The following is a 19,250-nucleotide window of genomic DNA, read 5'->3' as shown; positions in this document are numbered from 1 at the left end:
TAGTCATCGGCCGAGCAGCGCGGTGAGGGCCCCTGCGGGGTCGGTGTCGGCGCGGCCGGTGGGCCACCAGTCCTCGGTGCCGGGGTCGGATTCGTACGGGTACCAGCGGTTGTCGTGGCCGAAGCGGAGCTGGATGCCGCGGGCCGGGTCGGTGAGGTGGTTGTACCGGGGGCGGAGGGAGGGGAGGCCGGCGGCGGTCAGGGCGCTGCGGGCGCGGTCGAAGTCACCGGCCGGCGGGTTCCAGGTGGTGTCGAGCAGGTCCAGCCCTTCGAGGCCGCCCTGGCGCCAGGCCGCGACGGCGCGCGCCACGTCCGTGACGGTACGGTCGGTGGCCGCGGCGAGGTCGCGGTAGAGGGCACGGGTGGTGGAGGTCAGGCCGGCGGTCGGATGGGCGGCCGCGGCCAGTCTGATGCCGTCCTGCCAGGTCGTGAGGGCGGGAAACGGGGACCGGCCGGAGGTTTGCGGGTGGTCCGGTCCGGCCGGGTGCACCTGCGGGAGGCCCGGCCCGGTCGACTGCGTCAGCGCGGCTCGTGGGCCACCGGCCTGCGGTTCCAGGACGGTGGCCTGCGACTCCAGGACGGTGGCCTGCGACTCCAGGCTGCTGCCCCGCGCCTCCGGGGCGGTGGCCCGTATGTGGCTCAGGTAGGCGTGCGCTCGGGCTGTGGCGTCGGTGACAAGGAATTCGAGGGCGCCCGCGTCCAGGGGAAGGCCGTCGGCGTCCGGGAGGGCGGGGGCGTACCCAGGCTGGGGCGGGAGGGGCATTGGTGGCGGGAGGGGTGGCAGCAGCCTGTCGGCCAGGGCAGCACGGGCGAGCACGCCACGGGGCGCACGGACCTGCCGGACCGGCTCTGACGGCGCGGAATCCGGCGCGTACTCCGCTTCCGCGCCCTCGCGCGCCCCGCTCTCCTCCCGCGCTCCGGAACTCCCCGGCGCGGTGGCGGCTCTCGCCGCCCTGCCCGCGGCAGCCGCCGCCCGTGCGTCGGCGCGGGGGCCGCTGCGGGCGTCGGACGGCGGCCCGGCGGCCGTGCCCGGCGACGCGAGCTGTGCGCTGCGGGATTCGCGGGCGGTGAGCGTCGCGTTGCGGCGGGAGAGCTCGTCGAGGAGTTCGCGTTCGCCGCGGCCGCGTATGAGGAGCAGGACGAACGGGTCGGCGTCCAGCAGCCGCGCCACCTGGAAGCAGACCGCGGCGGCGTGCTTGCAGGGGTTGCCGTGATCGGGGCAGGAGCAGCGCGGTACCAGGTCGCCCGGGCCGGGCAGCAGCTGTACGCCCGCTTCGGCGACGGCCTTCGGCAGTTTCTTGGCCAGGAGGGCGGTGAGCTGGGCAGGCTCGGCGGCGACCGAGTCCAGGAGGACGGCCCACTCGTCGGCGGTGAGTTGCCGGAGGCGGATGACCACGTTGTACGGGCGCGGTCTGCTGCCCCGTACGGAGGCGGCGATGCGCCCGGGGGTGATGTTGACCGTGTCGACGTTGCCGTCACGCGCGTACGTACGGCCGCGGGCGAGTCGGGCGCTGTCCAGGGCCGTGGTCTCCAGCGCGTCCAGCCAGGCGCTTCCCCACCACGTCTCGGCGAACAGCCCTCGGGCGCCGGAACGCTGCGGCAGGGGCGGGAACGTCCGTGACCGGTCGGCACGGTCCAGGTGTTCGGGCAGGCGCCGCGACTGCGGCAGGTCCCCCGCCGCATGCCCCGGGCGGGCCGGTCCGACACCGCGGCCGGAACGGGCGGCCGGGGCAAGGCCCTCACCCGGCGACGGGAAGCGGTCGGCTCCGTCGTCCCCGGGGAAGGGGCGTGGGCGGCGGCTCATGCGGCCCTCCTCAGGGAGACGAGGTCGGCGAGCTGGGCGTCGGTCAGTTCGGTGAGGGCCGTCTCCCCGCCGGAGAGGACGGCGTCCGCCAGGGCCCGCTTGGCGGTGAGCAGTTCCGCGATGTTGTCCTCGACCGTCCCCTCGGCGATGAGCCGGTGGACCTGGACCGGCTGGGTCTGGCCGATGCGGTAGGCCCGGTCGGTGGCCTGTTCCTCGACTGCCGGGTTCCACCACCGGTCGTAGTGGATGACATGGGCGGCCCGGGTCAGGTTGAGTCCGGTGCCGGCCGCCTTCAGGGAGAGCAGGAAGACCGGGGTGCGGCCCGACTGGAACCGGTCGACCATCTCCTCGCGGGCCTGTACGGGCGTACCGCCGTGCAGGAGGGCGTTGCCGATGCCGCGCGCGGTCAGGTGCTTCTCCAGCAGGCGCGCCATCTCCACGTACTGGGTGAAGATCAGTGTCGCGCCGCCCTCCGCGAGGATCGTGTCGAGCAGTTCGTCCAGCAGCTCCAGCTTTCCCGAACGGGCCGTCAGGTCGGGCGCCGCCTCTTTCAGGTACTGCGCGGGGTGGTTGCAGATCTGTTTGAGGGCGGTCAGCAGCTTCATCACGAGGCCGCGGCGGGCCATGCCTTCGGCCGCCTCGATACGGGCCAGGGTTTCGCGGACGACCGCCTCGTACAAGGCAGCCTGCTCGCGGCCCAGCGCGACCGGATGGTCCGTCTCGGTCTTGGGGGGCAGTTCGGGGGCGATGCCGGGGTCGGACTTCTTGCGGCGCAGGATGAACGGGCGGATCAGCCGGGCGAGGCGTTCGGCGGCTTCCGGGTCCTCGCCGCCTTCCACCTCGCGTGCGTACACGGCGCGGAAGGTCTTCAGGGAGCCGAGGAGGCCGGGCGTGGTCCAGTCGAGGAGGGTCCACAGCTCGGAGAGGTTGTTCTCGACGGGGGTGCCGGTGAGGGCGATGCGGGCCGGGGCCTTGATGCCGCGCAGTGCCTTGCCCGTGGAGGAGCGGGGGTTCTTCACGTGCTGCGCCTCGTCCGCGACGACCCAGGCCCAGGGGCGGGCGGCCAGGGCGGCGGCGCTCGAACGCATCGTGCCGTACGTGGTCAGGACGAAGCCGCCGTCCACGTCGTCCAGGCTGCGGCCGGTGCCGTGGAAGCGGCGTACGGGCACACCGGGGGCGAAGCGTTCGATCTCGCGCTGCCAGTTGCCGAGCAGGGAGGCCGGGCACACCACGAGAACGGGGGCGGCGGGCCGTTGGTGGAGGTGGAGAGCGATGACCGTGATGGTCTTGCCGAGGCCCATGTCGTCGGCGAGGCAGCCGCCGAGCCCGAGGGAGGTCATCCGGTCCAGCCACGCCAGGCCACGGAGCTGGTAGTCGCGCAGGATGGCGTTCAGTCCGGCGGGCTGCGGCGGTACGGGAGCTTCGCCGGTCAGGCGGGAGCGCAGGTCGGCGAGGGCGCCCAGGGGCACCACCTCGGTCTTTTCCCCGTCCACCTCGGTGGTGCCGTTCAACGTCGCGGCCAAGGCGTCGACCGGGTCCAGATAGCCCAGTTCACGCTTGCGGGCCTTGCGGACGAGCGCCGGATCGACCAGCACCCACTGGTCGCGCAGCCGTACCACGGGCCGGTGGGCCTCCGCGAGGGTGTCCATCTCCGCCTCGGAGAGCGGCAGGCCGTCCAAGGCCACCTGCCAGCGGAACTGCAGCAGCTTCTCGGTGTCGAAGAAGCCGAACCCGTCGGCTGCGGAGCCGGGGGCCGGGCGGATGACGGCGGCCGCGGTCAGTCCGCGGGCCAGTTCCTTCGGCCAGTGGACGGCGATGCCGGCGGCGGCCAGGCGGGGCGCCGCGTCGCCCAGCAGCTCGTACAACTCCTCCTCGGTCAGCGGCAGGACGTCGGGCACCGGCCGCTCCAGGAAGCGGGACAGCGCGGGCCAGACGCGGGCGGCCCGGCGCAGGGCCAGGAGGGTGTCGACGCGGGCACGCGGGCCGAAGTGGTCGGGGCCTTCGCCCTCCCACAGTTGTACGGCGTCGGCGACGAGGGTGGGGTCGGTGAGACTGTGCACCTGGAGGACGGCTGCCGCGGCACTGCGTTCTTCCGCAGCGGCATGATCCGCCGCAGCCTCGGCGGAGGCGTCACCCTCCACCGCGCCGGGCTCCGCCCGCATGTCGAAGAGCCCGTGGGCGGCCAGATCGAGCCGCAGCGACAGCCGCACCCCGGCGTCCACCCCGGCTGCCACTTCGGCAGCCCAGTCCCGCGCGCCGGGCAGATACTGCGGTGCCACCGCCGCGAAGGGGGCGCCGGTCAGGTGTGCCGCCGCCGGCGTACGGGGCAGCGCGTCCGCCACTGCGTCCACGAGAGCCCTGACCAGCAGCTCGGGGTCGTGGAGCTGCAACGGACTGCTGTCGGGCAGCGGAACGGCGTGCCCCTCGGGCGGCATGGCGGCGGCGACCGCCCGCAGGTGCGCGACGTCCTCGGACTCCAGCGGTCCGGCGCGCCAGGCGTCGAGGTCCCGGTCGGTCAGTCCGGGCAGAAGGCGGCCGCGCGCGGCCAGGTTCAGGGCGTGCAGGACGGCCGCGCCCCAGCAGGCGGCCGCGGGATGAGCGGACGGGTCGTGCCGGGCCCGGGCGAGCAGCGGAACCGCTTCGGCGACGGAAAGCCGCACCGCGGGGACCGTACGTCTACGGGCTCCGTTGCCGTGCCGCCGCACGACCGTGAGCTCGACCGCTTCCGCCGCACCAGCCGCCCCTGCTGTCCCCTCTCCACCTACTGCACCGTGCGCCCCAGCCGTCCCAGCCCCGTCTCCCCCAGCCGTGCGAACGCCTGGCAGCGGGCCACCGTCCGGACGCCAGAAAGCGAACCGGCCGGCCCGGGGCGGCTCGGCGGGCAGGAAAACCGCGGCACAGCGAACAAACGCAGCAGCATCCGCGCTCCCCTGTTCTCCCCGTTCTCCCCGGTCTCCCTGCTCCGCCGGCGCCTCCCACCTCGCGCGCCCCGCGGCAGCAGCGGACCCTACGGCCCCGGCGGACGGCAGTCCGGCGACAGGCGCCCGCTGCCCCGCTGCCTCTCCGCGATCCACCATGCCGCTGCCCTTCCTTGGTTCCCGTCGCGTCCGACGCGCCCATCGCGCCTGACTCGTCCCCGCCCCGTCGTCCCCTGCCTTCGCCCCCGCTCCCCTCCCTGTCCCCTCTCTCACTCCTGCCGTACACCGCTCACGTCTCGGTCGCCCCGCCGACTGCCCCACACCCCGACCTGCGAGTTTACGGTCGTCCATGCCCGCCCCTCCCTTCCTCAGCCGACCGGTGACGGTGACGGACCGGAGCCGGAACCGCGTCGACAGCACCGCGACCGAGGCTCGGAACCGTTCGGACCGTGTGAGATCGATGGAAGCAGACGGCACTGACAACGGCCTCGCCGACGAGCGCCGGAGCGAAGTTATCCACAGGCCGCGAGAGAAATCCCACGGCCGCCCCTCGATCCGCTACCGTCGATTCCGTCGTCACACACAGTGACGGAGAAACCACGACGTGAGGACCCGCCATGAACCGTCCGACCACCGACATGAACCATCCGACAGCCGAGCAGACCGCCGCCGCGGACGCCTTCCGCTCGGGCGACCACCTCGTGATCCAGGCCGGGGCAGGCACGGGAAAGACCACGACGCTCGCGATGCTGGCCCACTGCCCGCCCCCACGCGGGCGCCCGCCGTGCGGGCAGGGCCGCTACATCGCTTTCAACAAGGCGATCGCGCGGGACGCCTCCCGGCGCTTTCCCGGCCACATCACCTGCAGTACGGCGCATGCGCTCGCGTACGCGTCCGTCGGCAAGGACTATCGAGCCCGGCTGAACGCCCCACGGCAGGCGGGCTGGCGTATCGGCGCCGCCCTGGGCATCGACGCCGGGATGACCGTTCGCATCGGCGCCCGCCGGATCGGCAACAAGGCCCTGTCGTACTCGGCCCTGCGTACCGTGTCCCGGTTCTGCCAGTCCGCCGACCCGGACCTCACGGATCAGCATGTGCCCCGGCTGCGCGGAGTCGAGGAGGACGTGCTGCACGGGCAGCTGTCGGAGGCCGTCCTGCCCTTCGCCCGCAAGGCATGGGCGGACCTCCAGCACCCCGATCGGGGCACCGTGCGCTTCGAGCACGACCACTACCTGAAGATATGGGCACTGAGCGGCCCGAGAATCGCGGCGGACTTCCTTCTCCTCGACGAGGCCCAGGACACCAATCCCGTGGTCGAACAGCTCTTCACCGCCCAGCGCGGGCATGCCCAGCTGGTCATGGTCGGGGACTCCGCGCAGGCCATCTACGGATGGCGCGGAGCACGCGACGTGATGAGCACCTTCGACGGGAGACAGCTGACCCTGTCCCGGTCCTTCCGTTTCGGCCCGGCGCTGGCCGCGGAGGCCAACCGCTGGCTGGCCATCGTCGCCGCCCCGATCCGGCTCGACGGCTCACCATGGCTGGTCACGGAGCTGGGAAAGGTGCCCAGACCGGACGCGGTCCTGTGCCGGACCAACGTCGGAGCGATGGTGGAGGTGATACGCCAGCTCGAACAGGGCCGCCGGGTGGCCCTGGCGGGTGGTGGCGGAGCGCTGGCCGCGCTGGCGCAGTCCGCACACGACCTCCGGTCGGGACGCCGCCCGTCCCACCCCGAACTGATGCTCTTCGAGTCCTGGCAGGAGCTGCGGGAGTACGCGGGATACGACCCGTCGGGGCGGGACCTCCAGCCCTTGGTCGAACTGGTCGACGAGCACGGAACGGAGGCCGTATTGCAAGCGCTGGACCGCTTGTCGGAGGAGGAAGCGGCGGAGGTCACCGTATCGACGGCGCACCGGGCCAAAGGGCGGGAGTGGCCGACGGTCCGGATCGCGGACGATTTCACGGGCCCGGACGACCTCGACGAGCGGGACGAGCACGGAGAGCCGCTCCCGGGGCCCGTCGACCTCGCGGAAGCGCGCCTGGCCTACGTAGCTGTCACGCGGGCCCGGACCCGGCTGGACATCGGCGGCCTGTCATGGATCAACAGCCACCCGGCCGGCGACCCTCGCCCAGGCCTGCCTCGGAGATCACCGTGAGCCCGCGGCACGACAAGTGCCGGGCACGCGGCGAGACGATCACGGGCCACATGACGCGCCCCCAAGTCAGGAGGACCCTGGAAGGGACATCGGCACCGCGCGAACAGCTTGCGGAGAGCGACGCGAGACGCGTCGTGAGGGGTGATGAGGGAGATGGGTGATGCGTACCGGCAGTGAGCCACTTCAGGCGCGCAGCCCGCTGAAGATGCGCCGTGGGCTCGCGCTGTGGGGAATGTTCTGGGCCGCGGCAGGCACGGTCGCTTTCGTGCTGGCCGGCAGGCCAGGGTGGGCGGCAGCGTGCGCCGTGGTGACCGCACTGGCCGCGACGGATCTGGCGATGGTGATCCGGCACATCCGCCAAGGCCCGCACTACCAGCCGGGAAAGGACGTACCGCCGTACGAACCGGACCACGGCTCCGGCACCGGACCACCGCGCCCCAGCCCGCTCGAAAGCGGTCGGGGTGTCCGCCCGCCGGGTGATCACGACGCAGGCCACCGGGGTCGAGACCACCCTGACGCGGACGGGAACGAGGACGACAACGGGGAAGGGGGAAGCCGAGGGCGAATAGGCGACGGCTGCCAGGACTAGGAGCGGCCCCGGACGGAAGACACACGAACGGTCAGGGAGTGTGCCGTCCAGTCCAGGTCGAGTCGGGTCGAGTCGAGTCGGGTCGAGTCGGGTCGAAGTGAGGGAGGCCAAGGGGACAGGGACAGGCCAAGCCCGGCCGAGCGGGCCAGGCCGTGGGGCCAGGCAGGCCAGGCAGGCCAGGACGAGTCGAGCCTTATGCCTCTTCGGAGTCTTCCGGGGGTGCGAAGCGGGCAGCTTCGATGTATTCGGGGCGGGGGTCGAGAGCTGCGGCCAGGCGGAAGTGGCGCTGGGCTTCTTCCGGGCGGTTGGCGCGCTGAAGGGTGCGGGCCAGGGCGAAGTGGGCGAAGGCGTTGTCCGGTTCGCGCTCCAGGACGATCTGGAATTCCAGTTCGGCCGGACGCAGTTGTGCGGCGAGGAAGAAGGCACGGGCGCGCAGCAGGCGGGCCGCGGTGTTCTCCGGGTGCGCGGCGATGACCGGGTCCAGGAGTTGCACAGCGCCGCGTGGGTCACGGGCCGCCAGCAACTGCTCGGCGGCCCGGAAGTCGATGACGTTCGTCTCGGGGCTGCGTTCGGCCACGGCCGTCTCCTTTCCCGTGCCGCGGGCCATCAGCCGCACGGAACTCACCGCTTCGGTACGGGCAAGCACATGCGTCACCCGCTCGGCAGGCGTTACGTGCGGCTCAACAAGCGCCTCGCCCGTCGCATTCCCCACTCGGACGGCGCGCAATCTGAAGTCAGGTGTTCGCACGGCCGACTCGGCGCCTGGGCGAGGAGCCGTGAGCCGGTGTGCAGGATGGCTGGGACGTCAGGCCCCAAGGGTGAGGCGGAGGAGGGAGGGGGTGGGGGTGGGGGTGGGGGAGAGGGGTGAGCGCTGTCCGCATGTGTCCGGCGCCGGGACGCGTACGGACGCCGGTCGCACGGGCTGCCTTCACAAGCTGATGTCGTTCGCCTTGCGCAGCGTCTCGTGCACGGTCCAGCGCGTACGGGCATCCCCGCGCAGCATGCAGGCGTCGCCCCGGCCCACTTTCAGGACCTGCCCGTTCTCGGTCTCGATCATCGCACGGCCGCTGACGACCACGAACAGTTCGTTCGCCTCGGTATCGATGACAACGGCCGGAGTGATCCGCCAGATACCCCGCAGCTGCTTGCCGTCCGGTGACTCCCGCAGGGCCTTGACGGTCACCGCCGGTTCGCCACAGACGATCTGCTCGGGGTCCAGCGGCTCGGGGTCCAGCGGCTCGGCTTCCGGGTCCGCATCGGGCACACCGGGAACGTTGAGGACGAAGGAACCGGCGGCTGGATCAACGGGGGGCCGCGGCGGCGATGATCGCGGCGGCGCCGGCAGGGCCGTTGACGGCAGGAGCGTCCGGGCGCGGACCGTCAGAGATGCCGGCAGGGATGCCAGCAGGGATGCCGGCAGGGATGCTGTCAGGGACGGTAGTGCCGCTGACGGCTTGAGTGCCGACCAGGGCTGGGGCGCCGTTGGGGAGCATCCCGTTCGGGCGGGGCGACGGACCGGCGCGGCCGGTCGTCGGGGAGGGCGGGGGTTCGGTCAGCCGGTTCGTTCGCGGAGGTTTTGCCATACCTTGCGGACCTGGGGTTCCAGGGCTTCCAGGGGGCCGTCGTTGTCGATGACCAGGTCGGCGATCGCGAGGCGCTTCTCACGTGTCGCCTGTGCCTCCATGCGGGCCTTGGCCTCGCTCTCGGCCATGCCTCGCAGCCGTACCAGCCGGTCGAGCTGGGTGTCCGGCGTCGCGTCGACCACGACGACCAGGTCGTACAGGGGCGCGAGGCCGTTCTCGGTGAGCAGCGGTACGTCGTGCACGACCACCGCGTCCGGGCCGGCCGCCGCTTCCAGTTCGGCCGAGCGTGCGCCCACCAAGGGGTGCACGATCGCGTTCAGGGCCTGGAGTTTCTGCGGGTCGGTGAAGACGATCGTGCCGAGTTTGGGCCGGTCCAGCGTGCCGTCCGCGGACAGTACGTCCTCGCCGAACTCCGCGATCACGGCGGCGAGTCCGGGTGTGCCGGGCTCGACCACCTCACGTGCGATCTTGTCAGCGTCCACGATCACCGCGCCGTACGACGCCAGCAGCCGCGACACCTCGCTCTTGCCTGCGCCGATACCACCCGTGAGCCCCACCTTCACCATGGGGCCCACGGTATACGGCTCGGTCCGCTCCCGGCCACGGGCACCGGCCCGACGGGGCGGCCGGTGTTCCACGGGCGCCCGCTTCTCAGGCGCCGCCGTTCTCGCCTTCGCGTTCCGCGAGGAAACGCTCCAGTTCCCGGCCGATCTCGTCCGCGGACGGCAGCTCCATCGGCTCGGCGACCAGGTTGCCCCGGCTCTCCGCGCCGGCCACGGCGTCGTACTGGTGCTCAAGGCCGCTCACCAGGGCGACCAGTTCCTCGTCCCCCTCGGAGATCTGCCGCTCGATCTCCTCCTGGGTGCGCAGCGCCTCGGTGCGCAGCGAGTGTGCCGCGGTCGGGAGCACAAGGCCGGTGGCGGCCGTCACCGCTTCCAGCGCCGTCAGGGCCGCGTCCGGGTACGGGGAACGGGCCACGTAGTGCGGTACGTGCGCGGCCACGCCCAGCACGTCGTGCCCAGCCTCCGCGAGCCGGAACTCGATGAGCGACTCGGCGCTCCCCGGCACCTGGGCCTCGTCGAAGAAGCTGCTGTGGCCGGGCATGAGGTCGGTGCGGTTGCCGTGCGGGGTGATGCCCACGGGGCGGGTGTGGGGGACGCCCATCGGGATGCCGTGGAAGTTGACCGCCAGTCGCACGCCGAGCCGCTCCACCATCTGCCGCACCGCGGCGGCGAAACGCTCCCACTCCACGTCCGGCTCCGGGCCGGACAGCAGCAGGAACGGTGCGCCGGTGGCGTCCTCGACGAGTCGGAGTTCGATGCTCGGGGTCTCGAACGCGGTCCAGCGGTGGCGCTGGAAGGTGAGCAGCGGCCTGCGGGCGCGGTAGTCGACGAGGCGGTCGTGGTCGAAGCGGGCGACGACCCGGTGGGTGAGGCTGCCCAGCAGCCGTTCCACGATCTGGTCGCCGGTCTCACCGGCGTCGATGTAGCCGTCGAAGTGGTACAGCAGCACCAGCCCCGCGGAGTCCCGCGCGGTGATCGCCTCCACCGCCGCGAGCCCGCTCGGCTCCCATTCGTACAAACCCTGGGGATCCAACACAGTGACCGCTCCTCCTCGATGTCCGTCCCCCAGAACGTCGTACATGCCGCAGGCATTCCCGCCGTGATCCACGACCCGTCGGTGCCGCGCGGACGGGTGTACGTGACGGCGACGCCGACCGGCGCATTGCGGGAGGGGAGACATGCACACGGATGTTCATGTTGGTGAACAGCGGCATTCGAGGGTGGCGGGCCCGCCGCAGAGCGGCACGAGGCGGGATCACCACAGCCGCCACTCCCCCAATGCTCCACCCGAGTCTCCTGGTTGACGGTGCATCGATTAGTGCTACCTTCACCACCGTTCCCTGTTCATGGTGACGTTCTTCGTTCACGTACAGGAAGGCACCTTGATGCGTACGCGTTCCCCTCTGCCGCTTCCCGCCGCCGCGCTGCTGGGCATGGGTGCCCTGCTCTCCGCCCCCGGCGCGGCGCACGGAAGCACACCAGGGCCCGCCGCAGCCCCCACCCGCACCATCGACGTCTCCACCGCCGCCCAGCTCAAGGACGCGCTGACGGCCGCCAGACCCGGCGACACCATCCGGCTCGCGGACGGTATGTACAAGGGCAACTTCAAGGCCGCCACCGCGGGCGGCGCTTCCGCGCGGATCACTCTCACCGGCTCGGCCAAGGCTGTGCTGGCGGCGAGCGGCGGTTACGGGCTCCACTTGAACGGCGCCTCGTACTGGACGGTACGCGGCATCACCGTCACCGGCGGCCAGAAGGGCATCGTGACGGACGGGGCGAACGGCGTGGTCCTCGACTCCGTCACCGTGCACGGCCTGGACATGGAGGGGGTGCACTTCCGTAAGTCCAGCAAGGACGGTGTCCTCAAGAATTCGCGGATCTACGACACCGGGCGGGACGGCAGCGGTATGGGCGAGGGGGTGTACGTGGGCAGCGCGGGCGGGACCGGTGACAAGAGCGACAACGCGCAGATCCTGCACAACACCATCGGGCCCGGTGTCGGCGGCGAGAACATCGACATCAAGGAGGGCACCACCGGAGCGAAGATCATTGGTAATACGTTCGACGGCAGCGGGCTGACCGGCGCCCACTACGACGACTCGTGGGCCGACATCAAGGGCAACAAGGTCCTGGTGGAGGGCAACACCGGTAAGCACACCCGTAACAACGGGTACGAGACGCACAGCCAGCAGCCGGGCTGGGGCTGCGGCACGGTCTTCCGCGGCAACCGGTCCGATCTGAGGGGAGCGTCGGGCCCGAACCGCTACGGGTTCCACATCACCAACTACGACGCGTCCAACTGTCCAGTGACGATTTCCGGCGACAACACGGTCACGGGCGGACGCGGGATCGCCACCCCGGGCATCCCGGTCGGGTAGCGCCTCAGCCCCACCCCCACCCCCACCGCCACCCCCAGCCGCGGCTCCCGTAAGGCATCACCGCTCCCCGGAAGACGTCTCCGGCTCCCTGCCCCCGGACACGACGAAGGCCCGCCCCCACAAGGGGAGCGGGCCTTCCATGTCCTACCTGTCAGCACTCACCGGTTCCCACCGACGGCGCTCACCGGCCGGGCCGCGTTCAGCTCTGGCCGCCGGCCAGCTTCTCGCGCAGCGCGGCCAGGGCCTCGTCCGACGCCAGGGCGCCGGAGTTGTCGCCCGACTCGGAGGAGTACGAGCCGCCCGAGACGTTGCCGCCGCCGGCGTTGCCCGAGCCGCCCGCGGCCGGAGCCGCCGCGCCCTCGGCCGCAGCCTGCTCGTCGGCCTCGCGCGACTTGATGACCTGGGCCTGGTGCTGCTCGAAGCGCTGCTGCGCCTCGGCGTACTGGGTCTCCCACGCCTCGCGCTGGGCCTCGTAGCCCTCCAGCCAGTCGTTGGTCTCCGGGTCGAAGCCCTCGGGGTAGATGTAGTTGCCCTGGTCGTCGTAGGACGCGGCCATGCCGTACAGGGTCGGGTCGAACTCGACCGCCGTCGGGTCGGCGCCGAAGGACTCGTTGGCCTGCTTCAGCGACAGCGAGATCCGGCGACGCTCCAGGTCGATGTCGATGACCTTGACGAAGATCTCGTCGTTGACCTGGACGACCTGCTCCGGGATCTCCACGTGGCGCTCGGCCAGCTCGGAGATGTGGACCAGGCCCTCGATGCCCTCGTCGACGCGGACGAACGCACCGAACGGAACGAGCTTGGTGACCTTACCCGGGACGACCTGACCGATCTGGTGGGTCCGGGCGAACTGCTGCCACGGGTCTTCCTGGGTCGCCTTGAGCGACAGGGAGACGCGCTCGCGGTCCATGTCGACGTCCAGGACCTCGACCGTGACCTCCTGGCCGACCTCGACGACCTCGGAGGGGTGGTCGATGTGCTTCCAGGACAGCTCGGAGACGTGCACCAGACCGTCCACGCCACCCAGGTCCACGAAGGCACCGAAGTTGACGATGGAGGAGACGACGCCGGAGCGCACCTGACCCTTCTGGAGGGTGGTGAGGAAGGTCTGACGGACCTCGCTCTGGGTCTGCTCCAGCCAGGCGCGGCGGGACAGGACCACGTTGTTGCGGTTCTTGTCCAGCTCGATGATCTTGGCCTCGAGCTCCTTGCCCACGTAGGGCTGCAGGTCGCGCACGCGGCGCATCTCGACCAGGGAGGCCGGCAGGAAGCCACGGAGGCCGATGTCGAGGATGAGACCACCCTTGACGACCTCGATGACGGTACCGGTGACGATCCCGTCCTCTTCCTTGATCTTCTCGATGGTGCCCCAGGCACGCTCGTACTGGGCGCGCTTCTTCGAGAGGATCAGGCGGCCTTCCTTGTCCTCCTTCTGGAGAACAAGGGCCTCGATCTCGTCACCGACGGCGACGACCTCGTTGGGGTCGACGTCGTGCTTGATCGAGAGCTCGCGGCTCGGGATAACGCCTTCGGTCTTGTAACCGATGTCGAGCAGGACCTCGTCCCGGTCGACCTTCACGATGACGCCGTCGACGATGTCGCCGTCGTTGAAGTACTTGATCGTCTCGTCGATCGCGGCGAGGAAGGCTTCCTCGTTACCGATGTCGTTGACCGCAACCTGCGGGGTGGTGGCGGTGGTCTCGGTGCTGCTCGTCATGTGGGAAAGGGCTCCGGTACGGACATTGAAGTCGTAGGTACTGCTACGCCGAGAGCCTGTATCGCTTCTGCATAAGACCGGACAGCGTCAGAGACGGCTGCGCACGGCACTCCTAACCAACCGAAGCACCGGCAGCGTCCCGAAAACCGAGGGGACATACATACAGATGCGAGCGCGACCTGCTCCGTCTGAGGTGCGCAGGCCCGCAGCGCAACTTGTAGCATACGGGGGCAGCCGGACACGGTCAATGCGCGAAGACGCACACCCGGGGCGGAACGCCCCATAACCGGCACACGCCATGTTCCGCGAGGCCGTCCGGGCCTCTGGGCCACCGGCAGCCACAAGCTCAGCGAAGAGTACGACGACGGGCGCAATGATCCAAGAGTACGAGCCGGAGGCGACACGACGTGCCGCCTCGGACACGGAGAGCAGCCGGGCCAGCCGCGGCTGGTGGGACCGCAACGCGGACGAGTACCAGAACGATCACGGAGCGTTCCTGGGCGACGACCGGTTCGTCTGGGGCCCCGAAGGGCTGGACGAGGCGGAGGCCGGGCTCCTGGGGCCCGCGACCGAGCTGAAGGGACGGCGCGTCCTGGAGATCGGGGCGGGCGCGGCCCAGTGTTCCCGCTGGCTGGCGGCGCAGGGGGCCCACCCGGTGGCCCTCGACCTCTCGCACCGGCAGCTCCAGCACGCCCTGCGGATCGGTACGGGGGCGGAGCCTTCCGCTCCGGACGGGTCCACCGTTCCGGACAGGCCCGCTGTTCCGGACGGGTCCACCGTTCCGGACAGGGCCACCGGCCGGGGCCCGGCTCCGGGCGTGTCGGCGCGGGTCGAACTGGTCGAGGCGGACGCGGGCGCGCTGCCCTTCCGCGACGGCTCCTTCGACCTCGCGTGCTCCGCGTACGGGGCGATCCCCTTCGTCGCCGACCCGGTGCGGGTGCTGCGGGAGGTACGGCGGGTGCTGCGGCCGGGCGGGCGCTGGGTGTTCTCGGTGACCCACCCGATCCGCTGGGCCTTCCCCGACGAGCCGGGCCCGGAGGGCCTGAGCGTCGGGGCGTCCTACTTCGACCGCACGCCCTACGTCGAGCAGGACGAGACGGGCCGGGCGGTGTACGTGGAGCACCACCGGACGCTGGGCGACCGGGTGCGGGACGTGGCCGCCGCGGGATTCCGGCTGGTGGACCTGGTCGAGCCGGAGTGGCCGGAGTGGAACTCCCAGGAGTGGGGCGGCTGGTCGCCGCTGCGCGGGAATCTGATCCCCGGTACGGCGATCTTCGTCTGCGTCGCGGACTGAAGGAACGATCCCGCCCCGCGCCGCCCCTTGGCCCCCGCACACCCCACCCCGCCCCGCAGCGCCCCCGCACCACCCCACTCGGACCGTTCCGGGAAACTGGTGGCGTGATCCGCCACGACGCCCTCGCCCAACTGCCCGTACGGGCCGCCCTGCCCGCCCTGGAGCAAGCGCTGACCCGGCACGGCGCGGCGGTCCTCTGTGCGCCCCCGGGCACCGGCAAGACGACCTTGGTGCCGCTGGCGCTGGCCGGTCTGACCAGGCAGAACGGCCCGGAAACCGCTGCGGATGCGCCGCGCCGCGTGCTCGTCGCCGAACCGCGCCGGATCGCGGCCCGCGCCGCCGCCCGGCGGATGGCCTGGCTGCTGGGTGAGCAGGTGGGCGACCGGGTCGGCTTCACCGTGCGCGGCGAGCGCCGGGCCGGGCCCCGTACGGTCGTCGAGGTCATGACCACCGGTGTGCTGCTGCAACGGTTGCAGCGGGACCCCGAGCTGTCGGGCGTCGACGCCGTGCTGCTCGACGAGTGTCACGAGCGGCACCTGGACGCCGACACCGCCGCCGCCTTCCTCCTGGACGTACAGGCGACGCTGCGCCCGGAACTGCGGCTCATCGCGGCCTCGGCGACGACGGACGCGGCGGGCTGGGCCCGTCTCCTGGGCCGTGGCGACGACACCGCGAGCGGTGACACCACGGGCAGCGGCGCGGGCGCGGCCCCGGTGATCGAGGCGGCAGGGGTGTCCCACCCCGTGGAGGTCGTCTGGGCGCCGCCGGAGCGGCCGATACGGCCCGCGCACGGCATGCGGGTCGATCCGGCGCTGCTCGGGCACGTCGCGGCGACGGTGCGGCGGGCACTGCGTGAGCGGCAGGGGGACGTGCTCTGCTTCCTGCCCGGGGTGGGCGAGATCGCGCGGGTGGCGGGGCAGTTGGGCGATGTCGCGGACGCCGGTACCGAGGTGTTGCAGGTGCACGGGCGGGCGCCGGCCGCCGTCCAGGACGCGGTGCTGGCCGGGGGCGCGGACCGGCGCCGGGTGGTGCTGGCGACCTCGGTGGCCGAGTCGAGCCTGACGGTGCCGGGCGTACGGGTGGTCGTGGACTGCGGGCTGGCGCGGGAGCCCCGTACCGACCATGCGCGGGGGCTGAGCGCGCTGACGACCGTACGGGCCTCCCAGGCGTCGGCGCGGCAGCGTGCGGGGCGGGCCGGGCGCGAGGCGCCGGGAACGGTCTACCGCTGCTGGTCCGAGGGCGAGGACGGGCGGCTGCCGCGCTTTCCGGCGCCGGAGATCAAGGTCGCGGACCTCACCGCGTTCGCGCTGCAGGCCGCCTGTTGGGGTGATCCGGACGCGGCGGGCCTGGCCCTCCTGGACGCGCCGCCCGCCGGTGCGCTGGCCGCCGCACGCGAGGTGCTGACGGCGATCGGCGCGGTCGGCGCGGACGGCCGGGTCACGGATCGGGGCGTACGGATGTCCCGGCTCGGCCTGCACCCGCGTCTGGCGCGCGCCCTGCTGGACGGCGCACGCCAGGTAGGGGAGCGCCGTGCCGCCGAGGTGGTCGCACTGCTGAGCGAGGAGCCGCCGCGGGAGTACGGGGACGATCTGGCGGCCGCGTGGCGTACGGCCCGGCGGGGGCAGGACGCGTACGGTGCCCGCTGGCGCCAGGAGGCTCGTCGGCTGGCCTCGGCGGTGACGCCCGGCTCACGGAAGCGGTCCGAGGACCGTACGGACGTCGCGGCGGGGGCCGGTCCCGACCGTTCCGCCAGCGGGGCCCATGCCGGTCCGGCCCGTCCTGTCGCCGGTGCTGACGCCCGTACCCAGGCCGGTCCAGCCCGCCCCATCGCCGGTGCTGACGCCCGTACCCAGGCCAGTCCAGCCCGCCCCGCCGCCGGTGCTGGCGCCCGTACCCAAGCCGGTCCGGCCCGTCCCGTCGCCGGTGCTGACGCCCGTACCCAGGCCAGCACCACCGACGACGCAGCGGCCGGGCTGATCGCCGCTCTCGCCTTCCCCGAACGGGTGGCGCGCTCCCGGGGCGCCGGAACGTTCCTGATGGCGTCGGGGACCGGCGCCGAGCCGGCGGACGGTTCGCAGCTGCGCGGCGCGCCGTGGCTGGCCGTGGCGGTCGCCGACCGTCCGGTGGCGGCGGTGTCCGCGCGGGTGCGGCTGGCGGCCGTGATCGACGAGGCCACCGCGCGGTCGGCGGCCGGGGCGCTGTACGCGTCGGGCGAGGAGGTCCGCTGGGCAGACGGGGACGTGGTGGCCCGTTCCGTCGAACGGCTCGGTGCCGTCGAACTCGTGGCCCGCCCGCTGCGCTCCCCCGCCCCCGCCCTCGTCCGCGAGGCCCTGGAGGACGGGCTGCGCGCGGACGGGCTCGGGCTGCTGCGCTGGACCGACGGCGCGCGGTCGCTGCGGCAGCGGATGGCCTTCCTGCACCGGGTGCTGGACGGCGACTGGCCCGACGTGTCGGACGCGGCGCTGCTGGCGCAGCTCGACGCGTGGCTCGGGGTGGAGCTGGGCCGGGCGCGGCGGCGCGCCGACCTGGAGCGGATCGACGCGGGCCAGGCGCTGGCCCGGCTGCTGCCGTGGGCGAGCGGGGCGGCGGTCCGGTTCGACGAGCTGGCGCCGGAGCGCATCGAGGTGCCGAGCGGGTCGCGGGTCCGGGTGGACTACGGCGGCGAGCAGCCCGTGCTGGCCGTCAAGCTCCAGGAACTGTTCGGCTGGCAGGAGTCCCCCCGGGTGGCCGGCGGCCGCGTTCCCGTCCTCGTCCACCTGCTGTCCCCCGCCGGCCGCCCGGCCGCCGTCACGGCCGACCTGGCGTCCTTCTGGAAGGACGGTTACCGCTCCGTACGGGCCGAGTTGCGTGGCCGGTACCCGAAGCACCCCTGGCCCGAGGACCCGTCGGGTGCCCAGCCGACCCGGTACACGACGGCGCGTCTCAAGCGGAGCTGACGCGTTCGGTACGGTCCGGTTCCGGGCGGCCCGGGCCCGGGCGGCGGCCGCGGGCCTCCAGTACGAGGCTCAGGGTGAGGAGCGCGGCACCGAGGCCGAGGAAGCCCCAGGGCAGGTAGCTGGTGAGGAGCAGGACGAGCCGGCGCTGCGAGGTCACGAGGTCGACGGTGGCCGCCACGTAGTCCGGCCGCATCTTGACGTGGCCGGAGAAGGCGGTGACCTTGCCGCCGCCGGGCACGAGGCTGCCGCCGCGCAGCTCCTCTCGGTGGAGTTCCTCCCCGTTGACGGGCGCGCCGGTGACCGGGTCCACCCAGAACATCCGCTTGGTGCTGTACCAGCGGCTGGTACCGGCCTTCTCGACGGCCTGCGGGGTGATGCCCTGGACCGGCATCTTCTTGGGGAGCGGGACCTTGGTCCAGGGGATGGTCTGCTCGAAGTAGTACACGTCCAGGCCACGGAAGGTGCGGGTGCCCTTGTAGTGGATGGGGGCGGAGGTACGGGTCTGCGCGTCGAAGTAGTCGTAGTCGCGCGGCTCCGTGAGGAAGGGCCACTTGAACTCGATGCCGGTACGCCGTACGGGGTCGCCGTCGACCATCTCGCCGGTGGCGTGCACGGGTTCCTGGGTGTGGGCGTCGAAGATGTAACGCTCGGGGATCTGGGAGACCATCTTGCCGTCGGGGCCCACGACGTGGGAGAGCGCGTCCCAGACCACCACGTCGCGGCCGGCGGTCCGCTCGATGCGTTCGGACTCCTCGACGTTGCCCTTGAGGGTCTGGACGATGGAGACCTTGGGGACCTGGCGGGCCTTCATCGTGCCGTAGTCGAGGAGGGTGGCGGGCTTCGCCTCCAGCACCATGTCCTGGTACTGGTTCGGCGGGATCTTGGCGAGCCGCGGGAAGGCGTACCAGCGCAGCAGCGGGGACAGCGCCGCGAAGAAGACGGCGAAGGCGAGCAGGACCAGGCTGGCTTTGCGTCGCATGGCGGCGGCGCCCTCCCTCTCAGGGGTGTGCGGGGACCGTGGTGCGCAGCGGTTCGGGTGAGGTCCCGCCGCTGGGCGGGCCGGCCGCGGTGACGGCGAGGACCAGGGCGAAGGCCGCGGCCAGTCCGATCGCGACGGCGGTCAGTGCGCGCATGGTCGGCCTCCCTTGAGCGGTCGGAGCGTCAGGGCGTCGGGGCGTCGGGGCTGGGGCACCGTAGCAACGGGCGGCGCAGATGAGAACACGTTGCACCGCGGACGCGGCCCGGGAGCGCGACCGCCACCGCCGTCCGGCTCGGTGGGAGCGGGACGGCGGTGGCGGTGGCGGTGACTTGGG

The 19,250-nt window shown here is 72.4% G+C and carries 14 protein-coding genes; 5 read left to right on the top strand and 9 right to left on the bottom strand.

Annotated features, from left to right (window positions below):
- Nucleotides 1–3 precede the first annotated feature (3 nt).
- Both OEIGOIKO_RS31800 and OEIGOIKO_RS31795 read right to left on the bottom strand, forming a co-directional pair.
- Nucleotides 4–1,803, bottom strand: coding sequence for an SWIM zinc finger family protein (locus OEIGOIKO_RS31800; protein ID WP_125056930.1), 1,800 nt, complete (start codon nt 1,801–1,803; stop codon nt 4–6).
- The gene (locus tag OEIGOIKO_RS31795) at nt 1,800–4,688 is read right to left on the bottom strand and encodes an SNF2-related protein (protein WP_170252082.1); all 2,889 of its coding nucleotides are present in this window, start codon (nt 4,686–4,688) and stop codon (nt 1,800–1,802) included. Before OEIGOIKO_RS31795 ends, OEIGOIKO_RS31800 begins: the two co-directional genes overlap by 4 nt.
- Before the next feature lie 671 nt (nt 4,689–5,359).
- On the opposite strand from OEIGOIKO_RS31795, the gene OEIGOIKO_RS31790 reads away from it, so the two are divergent.
- Both OEIGOIKO_RS31790 and OEIGOIKO_RS43795 read left to right on the top strand, forming a co-directional pair.
- Nucleotides 5,360–6,877 carry a UvrD-helicase domain-containing protein gene (locus tag OEIGOIKO_RS31790; RefSeq protein WP_125059218.1) on the top strand — a complete coding sequence of 506 codons (1,518 nt, stop codon included), beginning with the start codon at nt 5,360–5,362 and terminating at the stop codon, nt 6,875–6,877.
- Between the two features lie 160 nt (nt 6,878–7,037).
- Entirely contained in the window at nt 7,038–7,466 is a 429-nt protein-coding gene (locus OEIGOIKO_RS43795) for a DUF6343 family protein (protein ID WP_307721252.1), read from the top strand.
- A gap of 193 nt (nt 7,467–7,659) precedes the next feature.
- Here OEIGOIKO_RS43795 and OEIGOIKO_RS31780 read toward each other — a convergent pair whose 3' ends face one another.
- The 4 genes from OEIGOIKO_RS31780 to OEIGOIKO_RS31765 all read right to left on the bottom strand — a co-directional run bounded on the left by OEIGOIKO_RS31780 (nt 7,660) and on the right by OEIGOIKO_RS31765 (nt 10,648).
- Nucleotides 7,660–8,043 carry a tetratricopeptide repeat protein gene (locus OEIGOIKO_RS31780; RefSeq protein WP_125047710.1) on the bottom strand — a complete coding sequence of 128 codons (384 nt, stop codon included), beginning with the start codon at nt 8,041–8,043 and terminating at the stop codon, nt 7,660–7,662.
- 351 nt (nt 8,044–8,394) lie between these two features.
- Nucleotides 8,395–8,730 (bottom strand): cupin domain-containing protein, encoded by a 336-nt coding sequence (locus OEIGOIKO_RS31775; protein ID WP_125056928.1) that lies wholly within the window; start codon nt 8,728–8,730, stop codon nt 8,395–8,397.
- 288 nt (nt 8,731–9,018) lie between these two features.
- A complete protein-coding gene (gene coaE / locus OEIGOIKO_RS31770) occupies nt 9,019–9,615 on the bottom strand; it encodes a dephospho-CoA kinase (protein ID WP_125056927.1) in 597 nt (198 codons plus the stop codon).
- Between the two features lie 85 nt (nt 9,616–9,700).
- On the bottom strand, nt 9,701–10,648 hold the full coding sequence (locus OEIGOIKO_RS31765) for a proteasome assembly chaperone family protein (protein WP_125056926.1): 948 nt from the start codon (nt 10,646–10,648) through the stop codon (nt 9,701–9,703).
- Between the two features lie 349 nt (nt 10,649–10,997).
- Between OEIGOIKO_RS31765 and OEIGOIKO_RS31760 the strand changes: the two genes are divergently transcribed.
- The gene (locus OEIGOIKO_RS31760) at nt 10,998–11,990 is read left to right on the top strand and encodes a right-handed parallel beta-helix repeat-containing protein (protein ID WP_125056925.1); all 993 of its coding nucleotides are present in this window, start codon (nt 10,998–11,000) and stop codon (nt 11,988–11,990) included.
- A gap of 199 nt (nt 11,991–12,189) precedes the next feature.
- Here the strand turns inward: OEIGOIKO_RS31760 and rpsA are convergent, their stop codons facing one another.
- The gene (rpsA, locus tag OEIGOIKO_RS31755; RefSeq protein ID WP_031003786.1) at nt 12,190–13,707 is read right to left on the bottom strand and encodes a 30S ribosomal protein S1; all 1,518 of its coding nucleotides are present in this window, start codon (nt 13,705–13,707) and stop codon (nt 12,190–12,192) included.
- Between the two features lie 373 nt (nt 13,708–14,080).
- Here rpsA and OEIGOIKO_RS31750 point away from each other — a divergent pair, with 373 nt between their 5' ends.
- Both OEIGOIKO_RS31750 and OEIGOIKO_RS31745 read left to right on the top strand, forming a co-directional pair.
- Complete coding sequence (locus OEIGOIKO_RS31750; protein ID WP_125056924.1) at nt 14,081–15,001, top strand: class I SAM-dependent methyltransferase; 921 nt, start codon at nt 14,081–14,083, stop codon at nt 14,999–15,001.
- A gap of 104 nt (nt 15,002–15,105) precedes the next feature.
- Nucleotides 15,106–17,937, top strand: coding sequence for an ATP-dependent RNA helicase (locus tag OEIGOIKO_RS31745; protein ID WP_125056923.1), 2,832 nt, complete (start codon nt 15,106–15,108; stop codon nt 17,935–17,937).
- On the opposite strand, the gene OEIGOIKO_RS31740 is transcribed toward OEIGOIKO_RS31745, so the two are convergent.
- Nucleotides 17,924–18,916, bottom strand: a complete 993-nt coding sequence (locus OEIGOIKO_RS31740) for a PorA family protein (protein WP_125056922.1) — start codon at nt 18,914–18,916, stop codon at nt 17,924–17,926. The genes OEIGOIKO_RS31745 and OEIGOIKO_RS31740 overlap by 14 nt on opposite strands.
- A 19-nt stretch (nt 18,917–18,935) precedes the next feature.
- Nucleotides 18,936–19,070, bottom strand: a complete 135-nt coding sequence (locus OEIGOIKO_RS31735) for an SPW_0924 family protein (protein WP_125056921.1) — start codon at nt 19,068–19,070, stop codon at nt 18,936–18,938.
- Nucleotides 19,071–19,250 lie beyond the last annotated feature (180 nt).

The sequence above is a fragment of the Streptomyces paromomycinus genome, assembly GCF_003865155.1.
Classification (GTDB): Bacteria; Actinomycetota; Actinomycetes; order Streptomycetales; family Streptomycetaceae; genus Streptomyces; species Streptomyces chrestomyceticus.
The sequence above is the reverse complement of the archived record's forward strand: the minus strand, read 5'-3'. Positions and strand labels throughout refer to the sequence as shown.